General features: G+C 68.4%; 26 protein-coding genes and 1 tRNA gene. 3 read left to right on the top strand and 24 right to left on the bottom strand.

Translation table 11 applies throughout. The annotated features are described in order from the left end of the window. Together U5N23_RS20520 and U5N23_RS20515 are read left to right on the top strand one after the other, a co-directional pair. Positions 1–1,275, top strand: a 1,275-nt coding sequence (locus U5N23_RS20520) for an MFS transporter (protein ID WP_322594591.1), incomplete at its 5' end; no start/stop codon positions are given. Positions 1,276–1,422: 147 nt separating this feature from the next. Beyond that, complete coding sequence (locus tag U5N23_RS20515) at positions 1,423–1,905, top strand: GreA/GreB family elongation factor (protein WP_322594593.1); 483 nt, start codon at positions 1,423–1,425, stop codon at positions 1,903–1,905. Between the two features lie 284 nt (positions 1,906–2,189). On the opposite strand, the gene U5N23_RS20510 is transcribed toward U5N23_RS20515, so the two are convergent. Both U5N23_RS20510 and ybaL read right to left on the bottom strand, forming a co-directional pair. Next, positions 2,190–4,442: a hypothetical protein gene (locus tag U5N23_RS20510; protein ID WP_322594590.1), complete on the bottom strand. Its 2,253-nt coding sequence runs from the start codon at positions 4,440–4,442 to the stop codon at positions 2,190–2,192. A gap of 445 nt (positions 4,443–4,887) precedes the next feature. Further along, a complete protein-coding gene (ybaL, locus tag U5N23_RS20505; protein ID WP_322594589.1) occupies positions 4,888–6,633 on the bottom strand; it encodes a YbaL family putative K(+) efflux transporter in 1,746 nt (581 codons plus the stop codon). A gap of 156 nt (positions 6,634–6,789) precedes the next feature. Between ybaL and U5N23_RS20500 the strand changes: the two genes are divergently transcribed. Next, positions 6,790–7,380: a hypothetical protein gene (locus U5N23_RS20500; RefSeq protein WP_322594588.1), complete on the top strand. Its 591-nt coding sequence runs from the start codon at positions 6,790–6,792 to the stop codon at positions 7,378–7,380. 126 nt (positions 7,381–7,506) lie between these two features. Here U5N23_RS20500 and U5N23_RS20495 read toward each other — a convergent pair. From U5N23_RS20495 to U5N23_RS20390, 22 genes are all read right to left on the bottom strand, one after another. After that, positions 7,507–7,583, bottom strand: a tRNA-Arg gene (locus U5N23_RS20495). A 157-nt stretch (positions 7,584–7,740) separates the two neighbouring features. Beyond that, positions 7,741–8,544, bottom strand: a complete 804-nt coding sequence (locus tag U5N23_RS20490) for a 4'-phosphopantetheinyl transferase family protein (protein ID WP_322594587.1) — start codon at positions 8,542–8,544, stop codon at positions 7,741–7,743. Further along, a complete protein-coding gene (locus U5N23_RS20485; protein ID WP_322594586.1) occupies positions 8,541–9,008 on the bottom strand; it encodes an excinuclease ATPase subunit in 468 nt (155 codons plus the stop codon). The genes U5N23_RS20490 and U5N23_RS20485 overlap by 4 nt, the downstream gene beginning before the upstream one ends. Positions 9,009–9,069: 61 nt before the next feature. Further along, complete coding sequence (locus U5N23_RS20480; RefSeq protein ID WP_322594585.1) at positions 9,070–9,498, bottom strand: excinuclease ATPase subunit; 429 nt, start codon at positions 9,496–9,498, stop codon at positions 9,070–9,072. An 86-nt stretch (positions 9,499–9,584) separates the two neighbouring features. After that, a complete protein-coding gene (locus tag U5N23_RS20475; protein WP_322594584.1) occupies positions 9,585–10,010 on the bottom strand; it encodes a hypothetical protein in 426 nt (141 codons plus the stop codon). A gap of 5 nt (positions 10,011–10,015) precedes the next feature. Continuing rightward, positions 10,016–11,284, bottom strand: a complete 1,269-nt coding sequence (locus U5N23_RS20470) for a beta-ketoacyl-ACP synthase (RefSeq protein ID WP_322594583.1) — start codon at positions 11,282–11,284, stop codon at positions 10,016–10,018. Next, on the bottom strand, positions 11,281–12,048 hold the full coding sequence (fabG, locus tag U5N23_RS20465) for a 3-oxoacyl-ACP reductase FabG (protein ID WP_322594582.1): 768 nt from the start codon (positions 12,046–12,048) through the stop codon (positions 11,281–11,283). Before fabG ends, U5N23_RS20470 begins: the two co-directional genes overlap by 4 nt. Positions 12,049–12,129: 81 nt before the next feature. Further along, positions 12,130–12,600, bottom strand: coding sequence for a hotdog family protein (locus tag U5N23_RS20460; RefSeq protein ID WP_322594581.1), 471 nt, complete (start codon positions 12,598–12,600; stop codon positions 12,130–12,132). Positions 12,601–12,617: 17 nt separating this feature from the next. Then, the gene (locus U5N23_RS20455; protein WP_322594580.1) at positions 12,618–13,814 is read right to left on the bottom strand and encodes a beta-ketoacyl-ACP synthase; all 1,197 of its coding nucleotides are present in this window, start codon (positions 13,812–13,814) and stop codon (positions 12,618–12,620) included. Continuing rightward, positions 13,814–14,398: a DUF3261 domain-containing protein gene (locus U5N23_RS20450; protein ID WP_322594579.1), complete on the bottom strand. Its 585-nt coding sequence runs from the start codon at positions 14,396–14,398 to the stop codon at positions 13,814–13,816. Before U5N23_RS20450 ends, U5N23_RS20455 begins: the two co-directional genes overlap by 1 nt. Continuing rightward, positions 14,395–15,672, bottom strand: coding sequence for an NAD(P)/FAD-dependent oxidoreductase (locus U5N23_RS20445; RefSeq protein ID WP_322594578.1), 1,278 nt, complete (start codon positions 15,670–15,672; stop codon positions 14,395–14,397). The genes U5N23_RS20450 and U5N23_RS20445 overlap by 4 nt, the downstream gene beginning before the upstream one ends. Next, complete coding sequence (locus U5N23_RS20440; protein WP_322594577.1) at positions 15,672–18,023, bottom strand: hypothetical protein; 2,352 nt, start codon at positions 18,021–18,023, stop codon at positions 15,672–15,674. The genes U5N23_RS20445 and U5N23_RS20440 overlap by 1 nt, the downstream gene beginning before the upstream one ends. Next, on the bottom strand, positions 18,020–18,655 hold the full coding sequence (locus U5N23_RS20435) for an outer membrane lipoprotein carrier protein LolA (RefSeq protein ID WP_322594576.1): 636 nt from the start codon (positions 18,653–18,655) through the stop codon (positions 18,020–18,022). Before U5N23_RS20435 ends, U5N23_RS20440 begins: the two co-directional genes overlap by 4 nt. After that, positions 18,652–19,092 (bottom strand): acyl-CoA thioesterase, encoded by a 441-nt coding sequence (locus U5N23_RS20430; protein ID WP_057268221.1) that lies wholly within the window; start codon positions 19,090–19,092, stop codon positions 18,652–18,654. Before U5N23_RS20430 ends, U5N23_RS20435 begins: the two co-directional genes overlap by 4 nt. Before the next feature lie 42 nt (positions 19,093–19,134). Beyond that, positions 19,135–20,127: an acyltransferase gene (locus U5N23_RS20425; RefSeq protein ID WP_322594575.1), complete on the bottom strand. Its 993-nt coding sequence runs from the start codon at positions 20,125–20,127 to the stop codon at positions 19,135–19,137. Continuing rightward, a complete protein-coding gene (locus U5N23_RS20420) occupies positions 20,124–20,900 on the bottom strand; it encodes a glycosyltransferase family 2 protein (protein WP_322594574.1) in 777 nt (258 codons plus the stop codon). Before U5N23_RS20420 ends, U5N23_RS20425 begins: the two co-directional genes overlap by 4 nt. Then, positions 20,897–22,609 carry an AMP-binding protein gene (locus tag U5N23_RS20415; RefSeq protein WP_322594573.1) on the bottom strand — a complete coding sequence of 571 codons (1,713 nt, stop codon included), beginning with the start codon at positions 22,607–22,609 and terminating at the stop codon, positions 20,897–20,899. Before U5N23_RS20415 ends, U5N23_RS20420 begins: the two co-directional genes overlap by 4 nt. Positions 22,610–22,663: 54 nt before the next feature. Next, on the bottom strand, positions 22,664–23,215 hold the full coding sequence (locus tag U5N23_RS20410) for a hypothetical protein (protein ID WP_322594572.1): 552 nt from the start codon (positions 23,213–23,215) through the stop codon (positions 22,664–22,666). A 25-nt stretch (positions 23,216–23,240) separates the two neighbouring features. Beyond that, positions 23,241–23,501 carry an acyl carrier protein gene (locus U5N23_RS20405; protein ID WP_322594571.1) on the bottom strand — a complete coding sequence of 87 codons (261 nt, stop codon included), beginning with the start codon at positions 23,499–23,501 and terminating at the stop codon, positions 23,241–23,243. Between the two features lie 27 nt (positions 23,502–23,528). Continuing rightward, positions 23,529–23,789, bottom strand: coding sequence for a phosphopantetheine-binding protein (locus U5N23_RS20400; protein ID WP_007855388.1), 261 nt, complete (start codon positions 23,787–23,789; stop codon positions 23,529–23,531). Continuing rightward, positions 23,776–24,552, bottom strand: a complete 777-nt coding sequence (locus tag U5N23_RS20395) for a lysophospholipid acyltransferase family protein (RefSeq protein WP_322594570.1) — start codon at positions 24,550–24,552, stop codon at positions 23,776–23,778. The genes U5N23_RS20400 and U5N23_RS20395 overlap by 14 nt, the downstream gene beginning before the upstream one ends. Beyond that, positions 24,545–25,306, bottom strand: a complete 762-nt coding sequence (locus U5N23_RS20390; protein WP_322594569.1) for a beta-ketoacyl synthase chain length factor — start codon at positions 25,304–25,306, stop codon at positions 24,545–24,547. Before U5N23_RS20390 ends, U5N23_RS20395 begins: the two co-directional genes overlap by 8 nt. Between the last annotated feature and the right edge of the window lie 161 nt (positions 25,307–25,467).

Here is a 25,467-nt window from a genome sequence, read left to right as displayed (position 1 = left end):
CCAGATTCGACAACCGCCTTGCGCACGTTCACGGGTGCCCAGGCCCCAACCGCAGACCCCAACCCCAATGCCGCGCCGCCTGAACTGGTGAAGCCAGGCGGTGGGCACAGCCAAAAGCTGCTGCTGGGCCTGAGCCTGGTCCTCATCGCCTGCAACCTGCGGCCGGTGTTTGGCAGCCTGTCGGTGGTCTTGCCCGAAATCATGCGCGACACCGGTCTGTCGGCCGTGGGTGCCAGCCTGCTGACCACCTTGCCCATCGTGTGCCTCGGGCTGTTTTCTGCGCCCACGCCTGCCCTCGCGCGCCGGTTCGGGCCGGAGCGGGTGCTGCTGCTGGCCCTGCTGCTCATCACCGTGGGCACCGTGCTGCGCGCCGCGGGCACGCTGGCGCCGCTGTTTGCGTCGTCGGTACTCGCTGGGGCCGGCATCGCCATGGGCAATGTGCTGCTGCCGGGCCTGGTCAAGCGCAGCTTTGCCCGCCACACAGCGCTGATGACCGGTCTGTACACACTGGCGATCTGCGCGGGCGCCGCGTCGTCCACGGCCTTGACCGTGCCGCTGATGGTGGGGGCATTCGATGGGCACTGGGCCCGGGCCCTGGCGTTCTGGGCACTGCCCGCCGTGCTGGTGCTGCTGCTCTGGGCGCCCCAGGCGTGGCACACCCGTGCCCAGCCACTGGATGCGGCAGCAGGGGGCGGCGCACTCTGGCGCGATCGCCTGGCCTGGCAGGTGACAGCCTTCATGGGCCTGCAATCGGCCCTGGCCTTCATCGTGATGGGCTGGCTGTCGCCCCTGTTGCGGGAGCGCGGCATCGGCAGCGCGGACGCAGGCTACATCGTGGCCGTGTCGATACTGGCGCAACTGGTCACCTGCCTGCTGGTGCCCTCGTTCGCCGCACGCTGCCGCGACCAGCGGGCGCTGGCCGTGGGCATGAGCGCGCTGATCCTGGTGGCTTTTCTGGGCCTGATGGTCGGCCCGCTGGGTGGCCGCTGGCTCTGGGCCGTGCTGCTCGGCTGCGGCCAGGGCGGCGCCTTTGCGCTGGCCCTGAGCCTGATCGTGATGCGCAGCGGCAATGCCCAGATCACAGCACAGCTCTCGGCCATGGCACAAGGCTGGGGCTACTTGCTGGCCGCTGGCGGGCCCCTGCTGGTGGGTGTGCTGCGCGAGTGGACCGGGGGCTATGCGGCCAATACCTGGCTGGTGGGGGCGCTTGCGGTGGCCATGGCCTGGAGCGGCTGGGGGGCTGGGCGGCGCATGGTGGTTCAGGCAAAGCAATGACTGGTTTCCACGACAGTGCGCGGGCCAGCAGGCGGTGCGCAGAGAATGGGGGTTCGCGTTTGAGCGGCCCCTTGGGCCGCCTGGGTCCCACTTCAGCCAACAGAATCTGTCCCCCGCATGTTCGAGATGCGCCGTCTAGTGTTCACCATGGATAAATTCTTGCTGCAGCAGCAGGTGCTGCAACGGCTCGCCCAAGACCTGCTGCAAGCCGAACAGGCCATGCGGGCGGCCCATGAAACGGCGACCCACGAAGAAAACATCGCCGAAAACAAATACGACACCCTGGGGCTCGAAGCCGCCTACCTGGCCACCGGCCAGGCCCGGCGCGCCGAAGCCATCCGCCAGGCAATGGCGCATTGGCGCCAATGGCGCCCGCGCCCCTACGACGCCAGCCAGGGCATACAGCTGGGCGCGCTGGTCTGCCTGGTAGATTCCGACGGCAAGGAGCAACACCTCTTTCTCGGCCCGGATGGGGGCAGCATGAAGCTGCTCAGCGGCGCCCAGCTGGTGCAGGTCATCAGCACTGAGGCCCCATTGGGCAGGGCCATGCTGGGCAAATGCGAGGGTGACGAGGTGTCGATACAGGTCGCCCCGATCCGACAGCAGTTTGAGGTGCTGCGGGTTTATTGAGCCGCAAGCAAGTTCACGCCGAAGAGGTCAACGGGCCTTGTTCAGGTGCCATGATGACACCGGCGTGGAAGGCTGAAACGGGTTCTCGGGTTCCCCAACGACAAGGTCTTCCACCCGATCAGAAAGACCGTGGTGACCTTGCTGAAAAACGCTGGGGACTCTGAGAACCTCACAGCGGACATCGTGGGCCATGAGAAGCCACGCATCACCTACGTGACTGTACTGCGGCGGTCACTCGCTGGCTCCCATGAAGGAAGCCATTGAGAAGATTCGGTACCCTGGGATCAATCAGGAAGCCTGACCTGGATCACCGCATGGGGGACGGAGATGTAGAGCCTGGAATCACGGATTGCAATGCCGGCGGGGCGGCCGATGCTGCCTGGCAGATCCACTGCTGCAAATCCCCGGCGTCCCACCTGTCCCACGGGGGTGCTGACCTGGCCGTCAGGAGTGATCTTGCGGATCACACTGTTGGCAGGGTCGGAGACATACACGTTGCCTTTGTTGTCCACCGCGAGGCTGGCGGTCTTTGGCTCCTCTGGCCAATCAACCGAGAACAGTGCCGCTGAACCAAGGCCATCGGCATGGCCGGGGGAGGCGTCGGGGTTACCTGCCAAAGTGCTGACGAGCCCAGACGGAGTGATCTTGCGGATGGTTGGTCCCAAGCTCTTGAAGTTGTTCAGGCTATCGACCACATAGAGGTTACCGGCTGCATCGGTGGTCATGTTGCCCAGCCACGAAAATCTTGCGGCTTGGCCTTGACCATCCCTGTGCCCCCACTGGGCTTCGCTGCCTGCGAACAATGTGGCTGTCCCTTTGGTATCTATTTTGAAGATGACTCCTTGGTAGGAGGACGCATAGACGTTGCCTGTGCTGTCCGCAGCAATGCCGGTGATGGGGTTGACGGCGGGTCTGCCCGTGCCCGTCGATGGATCCACAATCAGCAATGGATTCACATCCGCCAGAAGCACGGCCTCGCAATTGCGCAACTTCAGGATGCGGGAATCAATATAGGTGTAAAGGTTGCCTGCTCCGTCAGCGGCCAAGGCCGATCCGGGGACTGTGGAAACTCCACTTACAAGCAATTCCCTGCCCAGGCCTGTGATCGAAGTGCACCGCCCTCCGGGCTGGCCCAGGGTGCCTACCACGCCGTCTGCTTGCACAGTGCGGATGGTGTTGTTGCCCTTGTCGCGCACATACAGCATCCCCGATGCATCGAAGGCCAGCGCCGAAGGCTGGTCAAAGCGCGCGGCATCGCCTTGCCCATCTTTGGCACCTGTGGGAGAAACCGGGCCTGCGACCACCGTGTACTTGCCCTGCTGTGTGTAGCGGCGCAACTGCACGTATTTATAGGAGGTACTGCTGCCGCCGATGCCTTCGGCCACCAGGAATTGGCCATCGGCTTTGGCCACCATGGTAATGGCCTGACACAGGTCATCGTTGCTGCGTCCGCTGTAATTGTGGCAGTCGGATGGGGCGCTGACCAGGGTGGTGACACGTCCATCGCTGCCGACATGGCGAATGCCAAGCCGTACATACCGTATGGACGGGGGGCCGAGCATAAGTTCGGAGATCACCTCCTTGTCCAGCACAATCAGGCGATCAGCTGAGTCGAAGGTCATGGCCACGATGGTTTTGCCGAGCTGCCCTTCGGTGCCCGACACCGCAGTGGCCAGGCCGTTTGCCGAGTACTTGAGGATCAGTCCGGCGTCTGCTGCGTAGAGAGTCCCCGCAGAATCCGTGGCGAGGAGTGGGCTCCGTCCTCTGGTTTGGCTGGCGATTGTGCTCACTGCACCATCCGCAGTGATCTTGCGGATTCGCCCTGTTTGAGTTGGACCAGGGAGAAAAGCTTCTGACACATAGACCGTACCTGTCTTGTCTACGGCGATGCTGCTGGGGTTGCACAGGGTGGCTCCGTTGCCCGCACCATCCTGGTTACCACATACCCCTGCCCGGCCAGCCAGGGTGGTCACGAGTCCTGCTGCGCTGATCTTGCGCACCAGGTGATTCGCGGTATCGGCCACATAGGTGTTTCCTGCTGCGTCCACGGCAACCGCAGCGGGGCGGTAGAACCGCGCGTTCTGGCCGTTGCCGTCCGAATAACTGGATGGGGTGCCAGGAGTGGCACCCGAAGGAACCCAGCCTCCGGCCAAGGTACTGACTTGCTCGCCATTGGCGCTGAGCTTACGTATCAGGCTATTGTTGGTATCTGCGATGACCACTTCCCCCGAGCTGGTCAAGGCCATTCCTCCCACGTTCGTGCTGAAGCTCGCGGTCGTGCTTGTGGGGCCGTCCTGATTGCCTTCACTGAGCGGATAACCAGCAAGAAGGGACAAGGTGGCCGAAGAAGCGGGTGGTGGGACAGGCGTTTCGACCGAACCGTCGGAACCGCCTCCGCATGCGGAGAGCATGGGAACAATCAATACGGCGAAATGGCCGATACGTTGCAGTCGCTTTTTGAGTGCGGCGGTGCTGTTGCTGGCGAGTGCGCGAGAAGGACTGGGCAATGGGGGCGGTGTGGTGGTCGTCACTGGCATGGTCGAAACCCTCTCGGTTCAAAAGATAAAAAAGACAGCCCACCCGTGTCGCGCTCGCAGCAGTGCGGCGGTGCGGTAAGGTCCGCACGCAAGGGTGGGGCTGCTCCGATCTTTGCCGAGCCGTGGCGATCCGTCTGTGTCGGGTGTCACAAATAGGCGCTCACACCCATCTGGGTGAGGCTGGGAGCCAGGCCCGCGCGCAAGCCATGGTGGGCACGATCTTCGTACGGCCTTTTGCACACGGCTGCACCCTGCGGTGCCCCGCGGTCAACGGGGCGTGTAACACGCGCCTGCCGCGATGGCCGCCGTGACCGCACTCGCCGTGCTGGCCACATCGGGGCAGACCGAAGGGTGGCTGTGTCGTCCAGCAAGCACAGGTGATTGCCCTTGCGCACCAGTACCACCGGCTTGGTGGGAGGCTCAAGCCGATACTGCCAACAGCCCCTCACCCCGACCCATGCAGGCGCGCCGGCGTCGTCGCCGTCCCATGCCGCGCCATGTCGTTCGCGCGGTCGATCACATGCCGCACCATGGCCTGGGCCAGGGCTTCTTCGGCCAGGAAGACGGTGCTGCCGTTCTCCTCCTCCAGCAGGCGCGCCTCCTGCTCGCTGTGGCTGCGGATCACGGTCTCGATCATGGGGTTGAGCAGCCTGGCGGTGGCGATCATCTGGCGCACCTTCAAGGTGTCGGGCGTGGCGATGACCAGCATGGCGGCGCGGGCGATGTGGGCCTGGATCAGCACGGCGGGCTCCACCGCGTCGCCGAACACGGCGGCGATGCCCTTGGCGCGCAGGGCCTCGACCAGCTCGCGGTTTTGCTCGGCCACGACGAAGGGCACGTCGTTGGCGGCCAGGGCGGCGGCCAGGCGGCGGCCCACCTTGCCGTAGCCCACCAGCACCACCTGGTGCGCGAGGAACTTGGCGTGGGTGGTCATGGGCAGCTCGGCCAGGGGGTCGTCGCGCTCTTCGAGCCGGCGCGCCAGGGCCGAGCGCGTGCGCAGCCAGCCTTGCAGCGGGGCGATGGCGTGGAACAGCATGGGGTTGAGCGCCATGGAGATCAGCGCGCCGGCCAGCACCAGGCTCGTGCCCTCAGCCGGCAGCAGGCCCAGCGAAGCGCCCAGGCCCACCAGGATGAACGAAAACTCGCCGATCTGCGCCAGGCTGGCCGACACGGTGAGCGCGGTGTTGAGCGGGTAGCGGAACGACAGCACCAGGGCGGCGGCCGCCAGCGTCTTGCCGACCATGATGATGGCCACCACGGCCAGCACCTGCAGGGGGCGGTCCCACAGCACGGCGGGGTTGAAGAGCATGCCCACGGAGACGAAGAACAGCACGGCAAAGGCGTCGCGCAGGGGCAGCGACTCCTGCGCGGCACGGTGGCTGAACTCGGACTCGCGCATCACCATGCCGGCGAAAAAGGCGCCCAGCGCGAACGACACGCCGAACAGCGCGGCCGAGCCGAAGGCGATGCCCACGGCCGCCGCCACCACGCACAGCGTGAACAGCTCGCGCGAGCCGGTGCGGGCCACCTGCCACAGCACCCAGGGGAACACGCGGCGCCCCACCACCAGCATCAGCACCACGAAGCCACCCACCTGCAAGAGCGTGAGCCCCAGGGTCTTGAGCAGGCCGGAGGCATCGGTGCTGGCATCGGCCCCGGTGCCGCCCAGCACGCCGGCCAGGGGCGGCAGCAGCACCAGCACCAGCACCATGACCAGGTCTTCGACCACCAGCCAGCCGACGGCGATGCGGCCGGTGTAGGTATCCAGAATGCCCAGGGTTTCGAGCGCTCGCAGCAGCACCACCGTGCTGGCCACCGACAGCGACAGGCCGAACACCAGCGCCCCGCCCAGGCCCCAGCCCCACCAGTAGGCCAGGCCCATGCCCATGAGCGTGGCCACCATGATCTGCACCACGGCGCCCGGCACGGCGATCTTGCGCACGGCCAGCAGGTCACCCAGCGAGAAGTGCAGGCCCACGCCGAACATCAGCAGCATGACGCCGATCTCGGCCAGTTGGCTGGCCATGCCCACATCGGCCACGAAGCCGGGCGTGAACGGCCCGATCACCACCCCGGCCAGCAGGTAACCCACCAGCGCCGGCAGCCGCAGCCGCGTGGCGACAAACCCCAACGCCAGCGCCAGCCCGAGCGCGGCAGCGATGGTGTGGATGAGGTTGACGCTGTGGGGCATGGTGGTGAAAAACGGTGGAAAAACCGGGACGGGTGCTTGCTTGAAACAAGCAGGCAAATAGCGTGCCTTAGTTCACACAAGCTGCCAGCAATCTTATAACCGCAAGCACGCGCGGTGCAAAAATCAAGGGCAATGCTGCGCCCTGAAATTCACCCCATGATCCCACCGACCACCACCCCCCTGCCCTGCCCCGCCGGGCATGTCGCTGGGCCCCTCTCCCGCCACCACCATGGATTCCTGGCCACGGCCGGTCTTGCGCTGGCATTGGTGCTGGCATCGCCCGCAGCGTCGTGGGCCCAGCCGGCGGCGGCACCGGCAGCAACCGCACCGGCAGCCAAGGTCGCCCCCAAGCTCAGCAAGAGCTACTTTGAGCGGGTGGAAGAACTGCAGGGCCAGGTGAGCGAAGGCAAGCTCGCCGAGCTCGGCGGCACCATCGTGCCCACCACAGAGCGCAAGACCTTCGAAGTGGAAAAGCTCAACGACGACCAGACCTGGTGGCAGTACGAGGACGACACCACCTTCATCCACATGGAGAACAGCACCGGCCAAACCATCGCGGGTGTGGTGCTGGCCTTCTGGATCGACAGCTGCCAGGAGAAGAAACAGCCGCCCAACATCGTGCATGTGCGGCTGAAAAAGCCCCTGCGCAAGAATGCGCAGGCGGTGGTGGTGATACCGCCGAGCAAGCTGCTGCACACCAAGAACGAGGTGAGCTGCCTGAGTGTGCGGGGGGCGTGGGGCCAGTAGGGCGGCCACCGGCATGGCCGAAAGCGCGCACTGCGGTTGAATGGACCTTCGCGCGCCTGGCCCGGCCCTTTTGGGGCGACTCGGCCCACCGTTGGCGGAAAAAACTTCTGCCACAGAGAAGAATATTGGCCTGCCTGGAGGGACTCGAACCCCCGACCTATAGCTTAGAAGGCTATTGCTCTATCCAGTTGAGCTACAGGCAGATCGCATCGATGTTGGATGCCATGGTGTTTGACGCCGCTCAGCAGAGCATAGCGCCAGACCAGCTTGTTCCAAGGCCGCGATCATACCCTCTTGAGACACCGTCCCGGGCCTGCAACCGGCCCGCAGGCACGGCACGCGCGGACCCGGACCATCCCATCATCCGGGCAATGCCACCAGCCACCAATCGCCGCCCCCCCGCCAGTCGATGCCCTCATCGGCCTGCAGCGCGCACGATGGCATGCCTTCGGCTGCGTGCACGCACACGGAAAGCAGCATGTCCAGGCCCGGCCCCACAACACCGTGCCAGGAATGCGCGCAGGCCAGCACCTGGTTCTGCGCCGCTGCGGGCCCGTGGGCAGACACTTGCGCGGGCATGCACGCGATGCGCCGGATCGACGAAAAATCAACCCCCGTGCCGGTGCATTTGAAGTACGCCTCCTTCAAGCTCCAGATCTGCAGAAAGTGGCGGTACCGAACGGGGCCGTCGTCCAGGGCCTGCAGCTGCGCCAACTCTCCCGGCGAACAGGCCATGGCGGCCAGAGCGAGCACGTCGCGCCGGCCAGCGTGCAGGTCTTTCACTTCCAGGTCGATGCCCACCGGTTGGCCATGGCCCAGGGCACAGGCCAGGTACGCGCCGCTGTGGGACAGGGACAGGTGGGTGGATGCGGCAGCTTGCTCGCCATGGTGCTGCGCATTCAGATGCGGCGCACGGCCCTCGGGGGCGTCCAGCCGCCAGTCGCCGGTGCTCGTGTTGCTGCCCAGGGCCAGCAGCTGGCGCAGGGCATGGCGGCAGGCCAGGAACTCGGCACGCCGGGCCGGGTGTTGCAGGGTGGCCAGGCGGGCCTGCTCGCCCGCGCTCAGCCAGCCGGGGGGCATGTGCTGCGTGCGCGCGGCCAGGGGGGCTTGTGCGGCCAGCAGCAGGTGCAGCCGGCCGGGGACGACCGGCCGCTGCGCACTCACGGTGCCGTGCGCACGTAGGTGCCCTTCAGGGTCACGCCGGTCATCATGTTGCCGGTGTAGCACTCGAAGTTGACGGGGTCCTTGAAGGTCTTTTCCTTGAAGAAGCTGTGCAGATCGACCACGGCATTGGCGCCCCGCGCCTTGGCGCTGTCCTGCAGGGCGATCAGGCCGGACAGGGCGGCCCAGTGGCATGCGAACACGGGCTCCTTGCCGCCATTGCTGGTGCGGCGGTTGACGTGCTCTTCGCCCAGGGCCGCGCCCTGCCCCGGTGGCGTGGGCGCGCCCGAGAGGTAGAACTTCACGCTGCCGTCGAGCTTGCCTTCCTGGATGCCCAGGCGCACGGCCTCTTCCAGCGGCAGCAGCGAGACCTTGTCACGCGCTTGCGCCAGGGGCGTGGCGGCCAAGGCCGCCAGGGCGGCCAGAGCCAGGGTCAATTGCCTGGCGGTGCTTGCCTTCATGGTCATGTGTTTCTTCCCTGTGGGATGTATGGTTGCACGCGATGCATGTGCGCATGCGGCATGGCGCTCACACCTTGGCGTAGGTGCCCTTGAGCGTCACGCCGATCACGACGGCGCCGGCATGGCACTGGTAGGTGACCGGGTCCTTGACGGTGGCGCGTTTGTAAAAGCTGTGCAGGTCGACCACGGCGTTGGCGCCCTTTTGCTTGGCCGATTCCTGGAAGGCGATCAGCGCCGACAGCGCCGCCCATTTGCAGCCGTCGGCATCGTCCTTGCCCACGCCGTTGGTCTTCTTGTTGGCGATGTCTTCGCCCATGCGGGCACTGACCCGGGGCGTTTTGGCGCCCGAGAGGTAGAACTTGACGCTGCCATCGAGCTTGCCCTGCTCCATGCCCATGCGCACCACTTCGTCCAGGGGCAGTGTCAGAACGGTATTGCGGGCTTGCGCCGCGCCCATGGCCGACAGCGCGGCCAGTGCCAGTATCCAATGCTTCATGCGGGTTCTCCTGCGGGGTAGTTGCCCCTCCGCGCGGGAGAGGCGATTTTGAATGGCGGGCGTGCCCCGGCGCTGCGCGCCAGGCTTCAGGCGCCGGTGCTGATGCGCTGCATGAGGTTGCGGATCCAGCGGTTGTAGTTGGGGTGGATGCGGCGCCCCTCGCCCGCATCGGCGTAGTTGAGGTTGTGGCTGCTCAGGTAGTCGATCTTGTAGCCCGTGTGGTCGTAGCGCACCACGATGGCGGCCTTGTGCTTGCCGTTCTGCTTGTCGTACTCCAGCTCCAGGGAGCCCGGGGCTTCGCGGGTCACGACCCAGCCCAGCGACTGGCCGGCCAGGATGATGCGCTCGCGCACCTGTGCCTGGGTGGGCATGTATGCGCTGGAGAAGACGACCTGCGGTGCATCGACGAGCGCCTCGGCGCGCGCATGCACCGTGCCGCTGTGCAGGGCCAGTGCCAGCACGGCGCCGATGGCCAGGGCGCTGACGCGGCCGATGGATGTGTGAATTGCCATTTTTTCTACTCCCTCCAACGTTTGAAAATCAAGGATGTGTTGATGCCGCCGAAAGCGAAGTTGTTGCTCATCACCACGTCGGTATCGAGCTGGCGTGCCTGGCCCATGATGTAGTCGAGCGCGCCGCAGCGCGGGTCGGGCTCGGTGAGGTTGGCGTTCTGCGCAAACCAGCCTTCGCGCATCATTTCGAGCGCCATCCAGGCCTCCAGCGCGCCGCAGGCGCCCAGGGTGTGGCCCATGTAGCCCTTGAGCGTGCTCACGGGCACCGTGCTGCCGAACACCGCTTGGGTGGCGTGGCTCTCGGCGATGTCGCCCTGGTCGGTGGCCGTGCCGTGGGCGTTGATGTAGCCGATGGCCTCGGGGGCCAGGCCGGCGTCGTCCAGCGCCATGCGCATGGCCTGGGCCATGGTGTCGGCGTTGGGGTGGGTGACGTGGGTGCCGTCGGAGTTGGTGCCGAAGCCGATGATCTCGCCCAGGATCTGCGCGCCCCGGGCGCGGGCGTGTTCGAGCTCTTCGAGCACGAAGGTGCAGGCGCCCTCGCCCAGCACCAGGCCGTCGCGCTGGGCATCGAAGGGCCGGGGCGTGAGCTCGGGCGTGTCGTTCTTGGTGCTGGTGGCGAACAGGGTGTCGAACACCGCCGCCTGGATGGCGTCGAGCTCTTCGGCGCCGCCGGCCAGCATGGCCAGTTGCCTGCCGCTCTGTATGGTCTCGTAGGCGTAGCCCAGGCCCTGGCTGCCCGATGTGCAGGCGCTGGAGGTGGTGATGATGCGCCCCGTGGCGCCGAAGAACACGCCGATGTTCACCGCGGCGGTGTGCGACATCATCTTGATGTAGGTGTTGGCGTTGATGCCCTCGGTGCTCTTGCCGGCGATCATGCGGCCGAAGTCGCCGATGGCCGCTGGCGTGCCGGCCGAGGAGCCGTACGAGATGCCCATCTGCCCGCCCGTGACGAAGGGGTCGCCCAGCAGGCCGGCGCTCGTGAGCGCGATCTCGGTGGCGCGCGTGGCCATCACCGCCACGCGGCCCATGCTGCGCATGGTCTTGCGGTTGTAGTGCGCGGGCAGCTCGAAGGGTGCGGCGGTGCAGGCCAGCTGGGTGTTCAGGCCCTCGTAGACGGCCCAGTCGGGCATGCGGCGGATCACGTTGCGCCCGCTTTGCAGCTGGCTGCGCACGGCGGCCCAGTCGTTGCCCAGCGGGCTGATGGCGCCGATGCCGGTGACGACCACTCGGCGCTTGCCGCTGTTGTTGCCGGTGGTGGTGATGGAAGCGCTCATCCGACCATCCCCCCGTTGACCGAGATCACCTGGCGCGTGATGTAGGACGCCTCGGCCCCCAGCAGGAAGGCGACCGCGCCGGCCACCTCGTCCACCGTGCCCATGCGGCGCATGGGAATCATCTCCAGGGCGTGCTCCAGCACCTCTGCACTGACCATGTCGGTGTCGATCAGGCCCGGGGCCACGCAGTTGACGGTGATGCTGCGCTTGGCCAGCTCGATGGCCAGCGACTTGGTCGCGGCGATCACGCCGGCCTTGGCCGCGCTGTAGTTGGCCTGCCCGCGGTTGCCCATGAGCGCCGAGACCGATGCCAGCGTGACGATGCGCCCCGGCTTGCGCCGGCGCACCATGGGCATGACCACCGGGTGCAGCACGTTGTAGAAGGAATCCAGGTTGGTGTGCACCACGCGGTCCCATTCCTCGCCGGTCATGGCGGGAAAGGCGTTGTCCATGGCGATGCCGGCATTGCAGACCACGCCGTAGTAGGCGCCGTGGGCGTCCATGTCGGCTTCGAGCGCGGCGGCGCAGGCGGCGCGGTCGGCCACGTCGAACTGCAGCACGCGGGCGCTGCGGCCCAGGGCTTCGACTGCGGCCACGGCGCTCAGGGCCTGGTCCATGCCGCTGCGGCAGTGCACCACGATGTCGTGGCCATCGCGGGCCAGGCGCAGCGCGATGGCGCGGCCTAAGCCCCGGCTGGAGCCGGTGACCAGCACGGTGGTGGCTGCGGGCGCTGGTGTCGTGGTCTTCGTCGTCAACTCATTCATTCTCGGTACCGATGGCCTGTTGTCTGTGGTGGTTTTGGGCGCGGCTGTCTGTCTGTCTATCTTGTCTGTCTGCCGGCCCGATCAGGGGCTGGCGGCAGGCGATGTTGGAATATAGGCCTTGCCGTCCTCCGGCTCAAAGACGGAAATGCGCGCGCTTGCCAATTCCTTCTCATCTTCGGTGTGGATCCGGCAGTCGAACATGCCCAGGCCGTTGTCCCCCATCAGGTCGCAGTGCACACTCACCACCAGCCGGGTGCCGGGGGCAAAGAAGGCCTGCGCCGCCTCGTACTTGCGCGACCCCAGCAGAAAGCCGATCTTCACGGGCTGCCCCTTGTGAAGGGCGTTCCAGCCGGACCAGGCGGCCACGGTCTGCGCCATGTACTCCATGCCCACCCAGGAGGGCATGCCGGCATCGTGCAGGAACAGGCCGCCCTGCGGCACCGTGACCTCGGCCACGGCGCTGTCCGCGTCGGCCGACAGCAGGCGGTCCAGCAGCAGCATCGCGTCGCGGTGGGGCACGTAGTTCTCTATGGGTAGAAGTTCACTGCTCATCGGCTTGTCGTCCATCATCAGGCGGCTTCGAACAGCAGGCTGCTGTTGCTGCCGCCAAAGGCAAAGGAGTTGCTCATCACGGCACGCGCCGCGCGCCCGAGCTGCATGCCCGGCGCCACGGCGGCCAGGGCCGGCATGGCGGGGTCGGCCACGCCGTCCCACCAGTGCACGGGCAGCACGCCTTGGGGATTGTCCTGCAGCACATGCCAGGCCACCACGGCCTCCAGCGCGCCGGCGGCGGCCAGGGCATGGCCGGTGAGCGGCTTGGTGGAGCTTACCGCGACTTCCAGGCCCAACACAGCTTGCACCGCGCGGCTCTCCATCGCATCGTTGTGCGGCGTGGCCGTGCCGTGCAGGTTGACGTAGTCCACAGCCGCGGGCGGCATGCCGGCGCGCGCCAGCGCCTGCTGCATGGCCGCCGCAGCGCCCTGGCCCGTGGGGTCGGGGGCGGACATATGGTGCGCGTCCTGCGATTCGCCCCAGCCGGCCAGGCGCACGGGGCCCGCGTCGCGGCCCACAAGGAAAAAAGCGGCGGCCTCGCCCAGGTTGATGCCGCGGCGGTGGGCCGACAGGGGGTTGCAGCGCTCGGCGGACACGGCCTCCAGCGCGCTGAAGCCGCCCACGGTAAAGCGGCCCAGCGCATCCACGCCACCGGCCAGCACCACATCGGCCATGCCCGACTGCAGTAGCCGCGCGGCCGAGGCCAGGGCCTTGGCCCCCGAGGAGCAGGCGGTGGAGATGGTGTGCGCAGGCCCGCGGATGCCCAGGTGCTGCGCGAGGAACGCGGCCACGTTGCCCATCTCCTGCACGGGGTACTCGAAGCCGGGGGGGAAGCACCCTTCGCACGCCAGGTGGCGGGCGGCCTCCTCGCCCTCTTCGATGCCCCCCGTGCTGGTGCCCACCACCAGGGCCACGCGCGTGGGGCCGAAGCGGTCGATGGCCTGCTGCACCGCGCCGTGCAAGGCCTGCACGGCGCCCCAGGCCAGCGCGTTGTTGCGCGAGCGCTGGTGTGGCGGCGCAAAGGCCAGGTCAGGCAGCACCGCGCCCTCGGGCAGGCAGCCCAGCGGCAGGGTACGGCCGGGGGAGTAGCGCTCGGTCCACTGCAGGGTCTGCGGGTCGGTGGCGGAGAACAGGTGGGCGCGCATCGGTGCCGCGCTGAGCCCCAGTGCGCTGCAGGCCGATGCGGCGTTCAGGTAGACATGCGGGCGGGCCATCACGGCAACTCCTGCGCCGGGGCGCACAGACGGGAGCCACCGGGCGATTCGACGCGCAAGGTGAAAGGGCCCCCGGGGTAAATGATCTCGACGGCCGAGTCGCCAACGAACTGCACGCGCACTTGCTCGCGGCCATCGCGCAGCAGGCGGCGCCCGGTGGGGCCGGCCTCCACGCTCCAGGGCGGCTGCACGGCGCGCTGCACGGCGCGCGCGGGCCAGAAGGCGAGCTGCAGGTCGCTGAGCACCTGCTCGGGCGCGAGCTGCGCGGGCCAGTGGCGCGAGAGCTGCTTGTCCCACTGCCAGCCGTCCCACACCAGGGTGCCCATGCCCTGCCCCATCACGAAGAAGGCCAGGCGCACGGCCTCGGCATCCACTTCAAGCAGGGATTCGAGCTGCTGCGCGGGCCTGCCGGGCACCTGCACCGTGAGGCGCTGCTGCACGGCGACCTCGCAGCGCAGCGCCGCAGGCGACAGCGCCAGCAGCGGGCTGCGCGCGGCATCGGGGCGCGCGACGAGCGATGCGCAGCCTGCCAGCAGCAGCAGCAGCACGAACAGGGCAGCCCATCCAGGCCTGGCCAGGCTCATGCGGGCACGGACACGGGTTGCTGGGCTTGCTGTTGCTGCATGCGGCACACCTCGCCCAGCACCTGCAGGCGGCGCTGCGGCTCGGCGACATAGGGGTTTTTCGCGTCCCAGGCGTAGCCGGCCAGGATGGAGGCGATCATGCGGCGGATTTCGGGGCTGTGCTGCTCGTGGAAGATCACGTCCTGAAAGCCGCCGTCGTACCAGCCCTGCACGAAGGCGCGGAAGGTGTTCACCCCCGCCTGCAGCGGCACGGCATAGTCCTGCTGCCAGTCCACCGCCTCGCCGCGCCAGGCGCGATCGATGCAGCGCGCGGCCAGGCTGGCCGAGGTCACGGCGATGGTCACGCCGCTCGAAAACACCGGATCCAGGAACTCGCCCGCGTTGCCCAGCAGCGCAAAGCCCTTGCCCCACAGCGCGGTGACGTTGGCCGCATAGCCGGTGATGGAGCGGCCCGGCGTGTCCCAGGTGGCGTTGCGCAGCACATGGGCCAGGCTCGGGGTCTCGGCGATGATGGCGCGCAGGCGCTCGACCTCGCTGCCCTCGTAGCGCGCCAGGAACTCGGGCGTGGCCACCACGCCCTGCGAGCAGCGGCCGCCGGAGAAGGGGATGGTCCAGAACCAGACCTCGTGGTGCACCGGGTGCACCGAGATCAGGATCTTGCTGCGGTCCATGTCGCCATGGGCGATGCCGTCTTCGATGTGGGTGAACAGCGCCCCGCGCACCGGGAAGTCCGACGGGCGCTCGAGCTGCAGCATGCGCGGCAGGATGCGCGCGAAGCCGCTGGCGTCGAGCAGGAAGCGCGCGCGCACGGTGTACTCCTCGCCCTCGGGCGAGGTGACAGACACCTCGGGCTGCTCGCCCGACACGTCCACCGCCGTCACGGTGTGGCGGTAGCGCAGCTCGGCGCCGGCCTTTTCGGCGGCATCGGCCAGCACCTTGTCGAAGTGGCCGCGCTGCACCTGGTAGGTGGTGCCCCAGCCGGGCGAAAACTTGTCGCGAAAGTCGAACTCGGTGCGCAGATCGCCCTTGGCGAAGGCCGCGCCGTTCTTGTACTGGAAGCCCGCCTCCACCACGTCCTGCAGCATGCCGGCCTCTTCGATGTAGGCCATGCTTTGCGGCAGCAGGCTTTCGCCGATCGAAAAGCGCGGAAAGCTCTCTTTCTCCAGCACCAGCACCTGGCGGCCCTGCTTGCGCAGCAGGCCTGCGGCCACGGCGCCCGAGGGGCCCGCGCCCACGATCAGCACCTCGGTCTGTTCCAGTCGGCGTTGTTGCATCAATGTTCCTTGTTGTTCGTAACGCTGCGAAACAGCGGCGCCAGCACCAGCACCAGCGGCAGGCCCAGCATGAGGGTGAGGCCAAAGGCCTTGAGTGCCGGCGTGGCAGACAGGCCCAGCAGCCCGAACGACAGCCAGGTGCTGCCCGCGCCAATGACCACCGCCAGCCAGGCATGGGGGTCGTCCTCATGCTCCTGCAGGAAGATACCGTAGTCGATGCCCACGCCCAGCAGCAGCATCAGCGCCAGCACGTTGAACAGCTGCCAGGGCGCCCCGAAGGCGGTGAGCACGCCCACCACCACCAGGCTGGCCAGCACGGTGGGCATCCAGGCGCGCCAGGCCTTGCGGCCAAAGCGCAGCCACAGGGCGGCCAGCACCAGCACGTGGCCCAGCAGCAGCAGCTCGGTCATGGAGATGCGGTAGCGCTGCAGCAGGGCGGATATCTCGGCCGGCTTGTCGACCCAGGCCACGCCTTCCAGGCCCTCGGCAGCCCCGGCCAGCGCGGGCAGCGATGCGAGGTCCGTCACGCCGCGCAGCATCAGCAGGCTGCGGTAGCGGCCCTCGCGTTCGCCCAGCCACAGCGGCCGCGCGGCGGTCGAGATGGGCTGCGCCAGCCACGCCTGCACCGTGAGCGGCGCGGGCGGCGGCGTGGCGTGCCGGGCAAAGCTTTCGCCCAGCGCGGCGTTCACGCCCTTGAACACGGCATCCTGCGCATGGGCCACCAACAGGGCATCGCTGTCCTGGCGCCGGGCCGAGGGCACCCAGTCCGATACCGCGCTGTAGCCCACCAGCAGTTGGCGCGCCACCAGGGCGTCGAGCCGGTCCTTGAGTTCTTCTTCGCGCTGCAGCACCTGCTCGGGCGTGTTGCCCTGCACCAGGTAGAACTGCGCCGGGCTGGGCAGGCCCAGGATCTCGCCCACCTGGCGCTGCTGGGCCACGAGCGATGGGGATGCGTTCTGCAGCTGGCGCACGTCGTCTTGCGCGCGCAGGCCACCCAGCAGCCACAGCAGCAACGCCATGGCCACGCACACCGCCACCGAGCCGGGCAGCGCCTGGCGCCAGCGCGGCCAGGCCATCAGCGTCTGGCCGATGCGCTGGGCCACAGGGCTGTGCGGCATGGCGCCCCGGTCGAGCCAGGGGAACCAGCAGACCACGGTGAGCATGGCGGCCGTGAGCCCCACCACCGAGAACACCGCCATCTGCCGCAGGCCCGGGAAGGCCGCTGCGCCCAGCGCCAGGTAGGCGATGGCGCTGGTGCCCAGGGCCAGCCACAGCGCCGGCATCAGAGCGCGCATCAGCCCATGCGGGCTGCGCCCGGGCGCGCCCTGGCGGCTGGCGAAGTAGTGGATGCCGTAGTCCTCGGCCACGCCCACCAGGCTGGCGCCGAACACCAGGGTCAAGAGGTGTACCTGCCCGAAGAACAGCGCCGTGACCGACAGCGCCACCGCGCAGCCCACCAGCAGCGACACGCCCACCAACGCCACCGGCCGCAGCGAGCGAAACGCCAGCCAGGCCAGCAGCAGCACACCGGCCAGCGAGCCCCAGCCGATGGTGTTGATCTCCCAGTTGGCCTGCACCGCGGCCGCCTCGGCATGCAGGGGCACGCCAGCGGTGAGCATGCGGGCATCCGGCCACTTCGCGCGCACCTGGGCCAGCGCGGCCTGCAAGGCGCCATCGAGCACCGGCTCGCCCGACAGGCGAAAGGCCGAGCCCTCCAGGGTGAACTGCAGCACCGCCCACTGCTGGCCATCGGCCGCCACCCACAGCTCGCCGTCGCGCGGGCGGGCCTGGCTTTGCGCGCCGCGCGCCGTCCACCACTGGGTCCACAGGCCCAGGGGGTCGCTCACCCAGTCGGACAGGCGGGCCTGCACGGCGGGCTGGTACAGGTCCTGCAGCGCCTTTTGCACCAGCGCGGCATCGGGCGTGCTGGCCAGCAGGGCGCGCTGCGCAGGCGTGAGCAGGCGCTCGCGCCAGGGCTGGTAGAAGCCGAGCGAGGCCTCCATGGAGGTCTTTTGCGCGACGGGGTCCTCGCGCAGGCGCGCACCGGCCCCTGTGGCCAGGGACTGGCGCAACACCTGCACGGCGGCGCGCGCATCGGCCCACTCGCTGGCGCCCAGCAGCACCACCACCTGGCGCGACATCTGGCCCACCAGTTGCTCGGTGGCCAGGGCCACGTCGGGCGCCTGCTCGTTCACGGGCAGCAAGGCCATCACATCGGTGTCGATGCCATCGTGCGTCCAGAACTGCCACTGGTGCACGCCCACGGCGATGAGCACCAGCAGCCAGGCCAGTGCGGCCGTGCGCCAGAGCCAGCCAGGGGGTGCGTCTTGCACCGGGGGGTGCGCCGTCATTCGAACTGCGCCGCGTCCTGCGGGCGCAGCGCAGTCTCGGCCACGGGTGTGAGGATGCGGATCACGCTGGCGTCACCGCGCGCCTCCTGCAGCCTGACCTCCTGCACGAACTGGTTGCCCTGCAGGTCCACCGCGCTGAGCCACTGGGCCAGCGTGGGGTCACGCGGCACCAGGTGCAGCGACCAGCCCTTGGCGGCCACCTGCCCGGTCACCTCGAAGTGCTGGGCCAGCTCGGCCAGGTTGGCCGACATCACGGCGAACAGCATGGCGTTGACGGTGCGCAGCACGGGCTCGTCCTGCGCGCGCATCTGCGTGGTGAGCTTGCCATCGCTGCCGCGCGACTGCAGGCTGTCGGGCCGCACCACCAGCGTGGACTCGAAGGGCCTCTGCACATGCCAGACGATGCCCTTGCCACGCGCCACGACGAAGTCGCCACTGGAGCGCAGCGGCTGCTTGAAGCCCTTGACGGTCTTGAGCTGCTCGAAGCCACCGCGCACCACGGGCGCGTCGTGCACGCGCTGGCGCACCTGGGCGAGCAGCTCCTGCGCCGCAGGTTCTGCCCCATGGGCCGGCACGAGCACCAGCGCACACAGGGCCAGCGCGGCAGCCCGCAACCAGAGAGCGGGCTTCATGGTGCCACCCCCAGCCGCTGCCACAGCACCGGCGGGCAGACGAAGCACATGGCACGGGTCTGCATGTCCACCGCCACCTGGATGGTGTGGGCGCTGTTGACCTTCTGGCCCGTGGCGGCGTCGCTGATCAGGTAGTCGATGCGCAGGCGGTTCTCCCATTCGGTGATGGTGGCGCGCACCTTGAGCACCTGGCCGAAGGTGGCCGGGCGCACGTACTTGAGGCGCATGTCCACCACGGGCCAGCCATAGCCCGATTCGCGCATGCGCGGGTAGTCGTAGTCGAATTTGGCGAGCAGCGCGCTGCGCGCCAGTTCGAGAAAGCGCACGTAGTGGCCGTGGTAGACGATCTCCATCACGTCGATGTCGTAGAACGCAGGCGTGATCTCGATCTCGTGGCTGAGCCGCTCGCGCGAGGCCAGCTCTTTCTCAGTGGACATGCGCAGGCCTCCGGGTCGATGGGGTGGCGGGGAAGTGACGAATCATGCAGTGTGCGCAGGGCGCGCGGGCGCGCCCTGGTCCCAGAAGGGGAAAAAATTGAACCAGTCGTAGGGGGCCTTGCGCAGCATGCGCTCGAGCTGCTGCGCGAACAGGGCCGCGTACTCGGCCAGCGCCTGCTCGCGCCGGGCGCGCGGCAGCAGCACGCGCTCGGCCAGCGGCACGAACTCCACGGCGTAGCCTGCGCCCTCGTGCACGCAGCCCATGAAGTACAGCGGGCATTCGAGCACGGAAGCCAGCACGTAGGGACCGCAGGGAAACGGCGCCTGGTGCCCGAGGAAGGTGGCATGCGTGACGCGGCTTTCGCGCACGGGCACGCGGTCGCCGGCAATGGCGATGAGCTCGCCGCGCGCCACGCGCTCGCTGAGCATCATGGCCGTGGCGGCGTTGAACTCGGTGACCTGCAGCAGCTGCACGCCGCTGTCGGGCGCCAGACGCTGCAGCACGCGGTTGAAGCGCTCTGCATGCGCCGTGTGCACGAGGATGCTCAGGCGCAGGCCCGCGTGCCGCTCGGCAATGGCCCGGCACAGCTCGATGCAGCCCATGTGCGCGGTGACCACCACGGCGCCCCGGCCCTGCTGCTGGAGCAGCGCACTGAACTGCTCGCGCCCGGTGAAGGCCACGCGGTCGAAGGGGTAGCGACCGGTCAGCGCCAGCAGCTTGTCGAGGATCACCTGCGCAAACATGCGAAAGTGCCGCTGGCTCTGGCGCCAGCCCGGCATGTGGGGCCATGGGCCATGGGCCGCCTGCATGCGCTGCAGGTACTGCAGCGATGAGCGGCGCGCCACCGGGCTGGCCAGCCAGTAGTAGGCGACGATGGGGTACAGGCACAGCAAAAAGGGCCAGCGCCCCAGAAAGCGGTGCACCTGCACCATGAACCACATGCCCGCGACGAAGGTGTTCTCGCCCATCTGCGCCCAGTGCGGCGCAGCGGCCGCAGCGGCCGCAGCCTTGGCGTCGGGCGCCGGTGCCGTCATGCCGCCTGCCCGGTACGGCGCCGCCCCACGAGCTTGCGCGCCAGCAGCAGCGGGCTGCGCAGCAGCATGCCGCCGAACAGGCGCGTGTGCATGCCCGAGATGAGCACGTTGTCGCGCCACACGCGAAAGTGCGAGAGCCCGTCCTGCGGGTAGGTCACGGCCGTGCGCTGGGTGATGAAGGGCACGCCCTTCCAGTGCATGCGCACGAGGATCTCGGTGTCGAACTCCATGTGCTTGCCGATGCGCGCGCCGTCCATCACGCCGATGGCCTCGCGCAGCGGATAGACGCGAAAGCCGCACATCGAGTCCTCGATGTCCAGCGACAAGGTGTTGATCCACACCCACACATGGGTGGCATAGCGCCCGTACAGGCGCGCCTTGGGCACGCTGGCGTCGTAACGCGGCGCGCCGCAGACCATGGTGCCGGGCTGCGCCCGGGCCAGCGCAATGAAGGCCGGGATGTCGGCCACGGCGTGCTGGCCGTCGGCATCGATCTGCAGTGCGTGGCTGTGGCCGGCCGCCAGCGCATGGCGCATGCCGGTCATCACGGCGCCGCCCTTGCCCTGGTTCTGCGGCAGGCGCAGCAAGGTGACCTGAGTGCCTTGTTGCACGGCCAGCGCGTCGAGCACGGCGGCGCAGCCAGGCTCGGAGCCGTCGTCGACCAGGATGCAGTGCAGGCCCGCTGCCAGCACGCCCTGCACCATGCTGCCGATGGTGGTGGGGTGGTTGTAGACGGGGATGATGGCGACGGGGTTGAATGCGGCGTGCGTCATGCCACACCTCCCTGCACCAGGCGGCCACTGGCGTGCGGGCCCCGGTGGGAGGTCAGCGAGAACTGCAGCTGGCCCTTGTCGGGCACCCATTGCAGCTGCACCTGCACGCTGGCACCGGGCAGGATGGGCTGCTGGAACTTGACCACCTCGGCCCGCAGAAAGGCTGCCGGGATGCCGAAGGCCTGCGTGCCCAGGGTCACCACCCAGTGCAGCTGCGCCACGCCGGGCACGATGGGGGCGCCGGGGAAATGACCGTCGAGCACGCGCAGCCCGGGGTCCACCTGCAGCGTGGCCGTGGCCCGCAGCTCGCCGCGCTCCGTCCACTGCGGCTGCGGCATGAGCGGGCGAAACAGCGCCAGCAGGTCGTGCTGCTTGGTCTTGCCCTGCGCGTTCTGCGGCAGGCGCAGCACATAGCGCCAGCTGCGCGGCAGGGCCACGCGGTCCACGCAAGGCTCCAGCAGCGCGCGCAGTGCAGCGCCCAGTGAGCGGCGCCCCTGCTGCTGCAAGGCCAGCCAGCCGGCGTCGCTGAGCGCCAGCACCATGCCCACGCGGTCGGCGGCCGGGGGCGCTTCGAGCACCACGGCCCGGGCTGCGGCCACCCAGTCGCTGGCCAGCAGCGCGGTTTCCATCGCGGTCAGGGAGATGCGCTTTTCGGCGATCTTGACGATTCTGTCGGCCCGGCCCTGCAGCACGAAGCCGGCGCCGCCGTCCTGAGGCAGCGCGCGGTCGGCGGTCTCCCACCAGGCATCGGCATCGGGCAGGTGGCCCGAGCGCACCGACAGGCAGCCGCTGTCGGCCAGGCGCACCTGCACGCCCGGCAGGGGTTGCCAGGCATCGCCCTGCTCTGCCCTGCGCCGCCAGGCGATGCCGCCGGTCTCGGAGCTGCCGAAGACTTCGGTCGTGGAATGGCCAAGCAGCGCCAGGGCATGGGCCGAGGCCTCGGGCGGCAAGGGGCCACCCGACGAGAAGATGCCGCGCAGGCCCTGGGACGCCGCCGCCCAGTCGAGCGCATCGGGCAGGCGGCTGAGCATGGCGGGGCTGGAGATCAACACGCAAGGGCCTGGCTGCGACAGCTGCGCCACCAGCTCCTCGGGGTAGCGCAGGAACGCGGTGCCCAGGGTCCGGCCCGCCGCCAGCGGCCACAGCACGCGGAACAGCAGGCCGTAGATATGCTGGTGCGACACGGTGGCCAGCGTGCGCAGGCCGGGCGCATCGATCAGGGGGCCGAACACGGCCTGCAGCGCATGCACCTCGGCATCGAGCTGCGACAGGTGCTTGACGATGCGCTCGGGCACGCCCGTGGAGCCCGAGGTGAACAGCACCACCTGGGCGGTGCGCAGCGACAGGGGCTGCAACACCACAGCCGGGGCGGCGGCTGCATCGGGCTGCAAGGCACCGGGCAGCAGGCCCGCGCAGGCCTGAACCTGGGGCAGAAGGTGCGCCAGGGTGTGCGGCTGCAGGTCGCTGGCCAGCACCGGGGTCTTGCCGGCATGCCAGGCGCCCCACAGGGCTGCGGCAAAGGCCAGCGGGTCGTCGAAGTACAGGCCCACCTCGGCGCCCGGCACCTGCTGGAAAGCGGCGCACCAGGCCTGCACGGAAAGCACCCAGTCGGCGTGCTGCACCGTGCCACCACCGGTGATCGACACCGCGTGTGCCGCCGCACGGGCCTGCGGCAGGGCCACTTCAGACAGCGCTGTAAATGCTTTCACTTTGCGCGATTCCTGGATTCTTGGAGTTGTTGGACAGGGACGGAAAATTCACAATCAAGCCAGCGCGCCGCGGCGTTTGACCCACTGGCGCACGCACCACTCGGTGCCCATCAGGCAGCCCATCAGCCCATAGGCGATGAGCCCGTTGTACAGCGCCCAGGTGGCATCGCTGCTGAAGGCGGCGGTGTAGGCCGCCGCCGCGCCGTTGGCCACGAAGAACACGCACCACACGGCGGTCACCTTGCGGGTGTAGCGTACGCCGGACGCAGGCAGGTCGGGGTCGGTCAGCCGGGCCAGGCGCTCGACCACCGTGGGCGGGTAGCGCAGGCTCACCGCGAACACCACCAGCAGCACGGCATTGACCAGCACCGGGTAGAGCTTGACGGCCAGCGCATCGCCCTGCCACCAGGCGGCCAGGGCCAGCACCGCCGCGCCCGAGGCCACGGCCCACCAGAAGCGCTGGCGCGCGACCACGGCGCGCGCCACGGCCAGCGCCACCAGCAGCACGGCCAGCCACTGCGGCGCCACATGGCCGATGGCCAGGTACACGCCCAGCGGGTACAGCACCGTCAGCACCACCAGCAAGGCGGTCACAAGCTTGTGCATGGTGGCTGGCCGCTCGCCCGTGCGCTCAGGTGGCGGGGGCAGCGTCGTTCACCAGCCGGTGCAGCGCATCGACCACATCCTGCACGGTGCGCACCGACTTGAAGGCGTCGGCGTTCAGGCGCTTGCCCACCCAGGGCTTGAGCTGCACGATCAGGTCCACGGCATCGATGCTGTCGATGTCCAGGTCGTCGTACAGGCGGGCCTCGGGCGTGATGCGCCCGGCGTCGATTTCGAACGTCTCCTGCAGGATGGCGGCGATGCGTTCGTAGATGGCTTCTTTGTTCATGTTGGATTTCCGTGAATGCCGCCTGCTTCAGTGCGTGCGGCTGGCGGCCACGAAGGCGGCCAGTGCCTGCACGCTGCCAAAGTGCTTGCGCGTCTGCTCCGAGTCGGCCGACATGCTCAGGCCATAGCGCTTTTGCAGGGCCAGGCCGAGCTCCAGCGCGTCGATGGAATCGAGGCCCAGGCCCTCGACGAACAGCGGCGCTGCCGGGTCGATGTCCTCGGGCGCGATGTCTTCGAGCGCGAGCGAGGAGATGATGATTTCTTTGATTTCTTGCTCAAGTTGAAGCACTGGCAGGCCCCTTGAAAAGTTGTACGGACAGGTGCTCGGTCACATGGCGCGCAGCCAGGGAGTCGCTGGCGGCCGAGTCACAGAATTCTTCCACCGCGATGTCGGGCCGCACTTCGATGGTGAAGTGCGGCTTGCGCACGGGCACCTTCCACCACGGCGTGCCCTTGGTCAGCATGGGCAGGCTGCTGTGGATGTGCACGGGCGTGATGTCGATGCGCCCGCGCACCGCCACATGGGCGGCGCCGCGCTGCAGCCGGTTGGCGCCCTGCACAGGCGTGCGCGTGCCTTCAGGAAAGATGATGAGGTTGTTGCCGTCCTTGAGCGAGCGCACGCAGTCTTCCAGCAGCCCGGCGCCATCGCCGTTGGTGATGAAGCCCGCCGCCCGGATCGGGCCGCGCGTGAAGGGGTTGCGCGCCAGCGCGGCCTTGACGATGCAGTCCGCATGGCGCACGAAGGAGATCAGGAACACCACGTCGATCAGCGAGGGGTGGTTGGCCAGGATCAACAGGCCCCGGCGCTGCAGGCGCTCGGCGCCGTGCACCTCGTAGGAGATCACGCCCACCCAGTTCATCAACCCCACGAAGCCGCGAAAGCAGTGGTGGATGATGGTCTGCGACAGCTGCTGCTGGCGCGCGGCACCGCGCACGAAGAGCATGGCCACGGGGCACACCACGATACCCAGCACGATGCCGCCCAGGCCGAACACGGAAAAACAGAAACCCGTGGCCACGATGCGCCAGGCGCGGTTGATGGCTTCAAGCATGCACGCGCTCCCACATCCATTGGCCCGATGCATGGCCATGCACCAGGTGCTGCCGCTCGCCCTGCAGCAGAAAGTGCAGCGCATCGAGCCCGTGCGGCAAGGTGCCGGCCTGGCCTTGGCCCTGCGGCGCAACGTCGTCGAGGGCCTGCAGCACGAAACCGGCTTCGCCCGCCTGCAGGGGTGCCAGCAAGGCGGCCCAGGCGTATTCGGCCGCAGGCTCGTCGTGAAAAACGGCATAGTCGGGCGGCAGCAACTCGTCGTAGCAGACCAGCAGCACCCCGCTGCCCGGGGGCTGCGCGTCGTTCAGGAGGCCCACGGCCTCGACGATGCCGGCCTCGGGCACGCAGTGCGAGGATGCGACGCAGACCGCATTGGCGCGCATGCCGCGCAGGATGGAGTGCTGGGCCCCCACGGCGTTGTGCACCGACAGGCCGAAGGCGGTGGGCGACAGGGGTTCACCCTGGGCCTGCGCGCGCAGCAGGGACAGGGCCTTGTCGGCATCGCCATAGCGCGAGGCCCAGACCACGGGAATGTCAGTGCCCTCTTCGGGCGGCAGCACGCTGTCGGCCACGAAGACGGCCATCTTCGCCAGGTGGCCCAGGCGGCGCCGCGCCATGGCGGGCACGTGGGGCAGCTCGACCGCCGTGTCCCCCACGGGGCACACCGGGGCCTTGGCCCATTGCAGCCATTGCTCCTGACTTTGCAGGCCCGGTGCTATCGCAGCCCACGCCCGAATGGCGAACGCAGCGCGCACGGCCCTCTCCTGATTTCATTGGTTGGTGTGTGTACGGCACACACGGGGCAATTATCTCAGAATCCCCCTTTGCGGCGACAGTTTTACCGTTACAAAAACACACAAATACCCACCCTCAAGCGGGTTGCGCTTGGTGTCACAACGGTTTAAGGCTTAGTGCC

It is taken from the genome of Acidovorax sp. (genome assembly GCF_034519795.1).
GTDB lineage: Bacteria > Pseudomonadota > Gammaproteobacteria > Burkholderiales > Burkholderiaceae_C > Acidovorax.
Note: the sequence above shows the minus strand (reverse complement) of the source record. Positions and strands in the feature narration are given on the sequence as shown.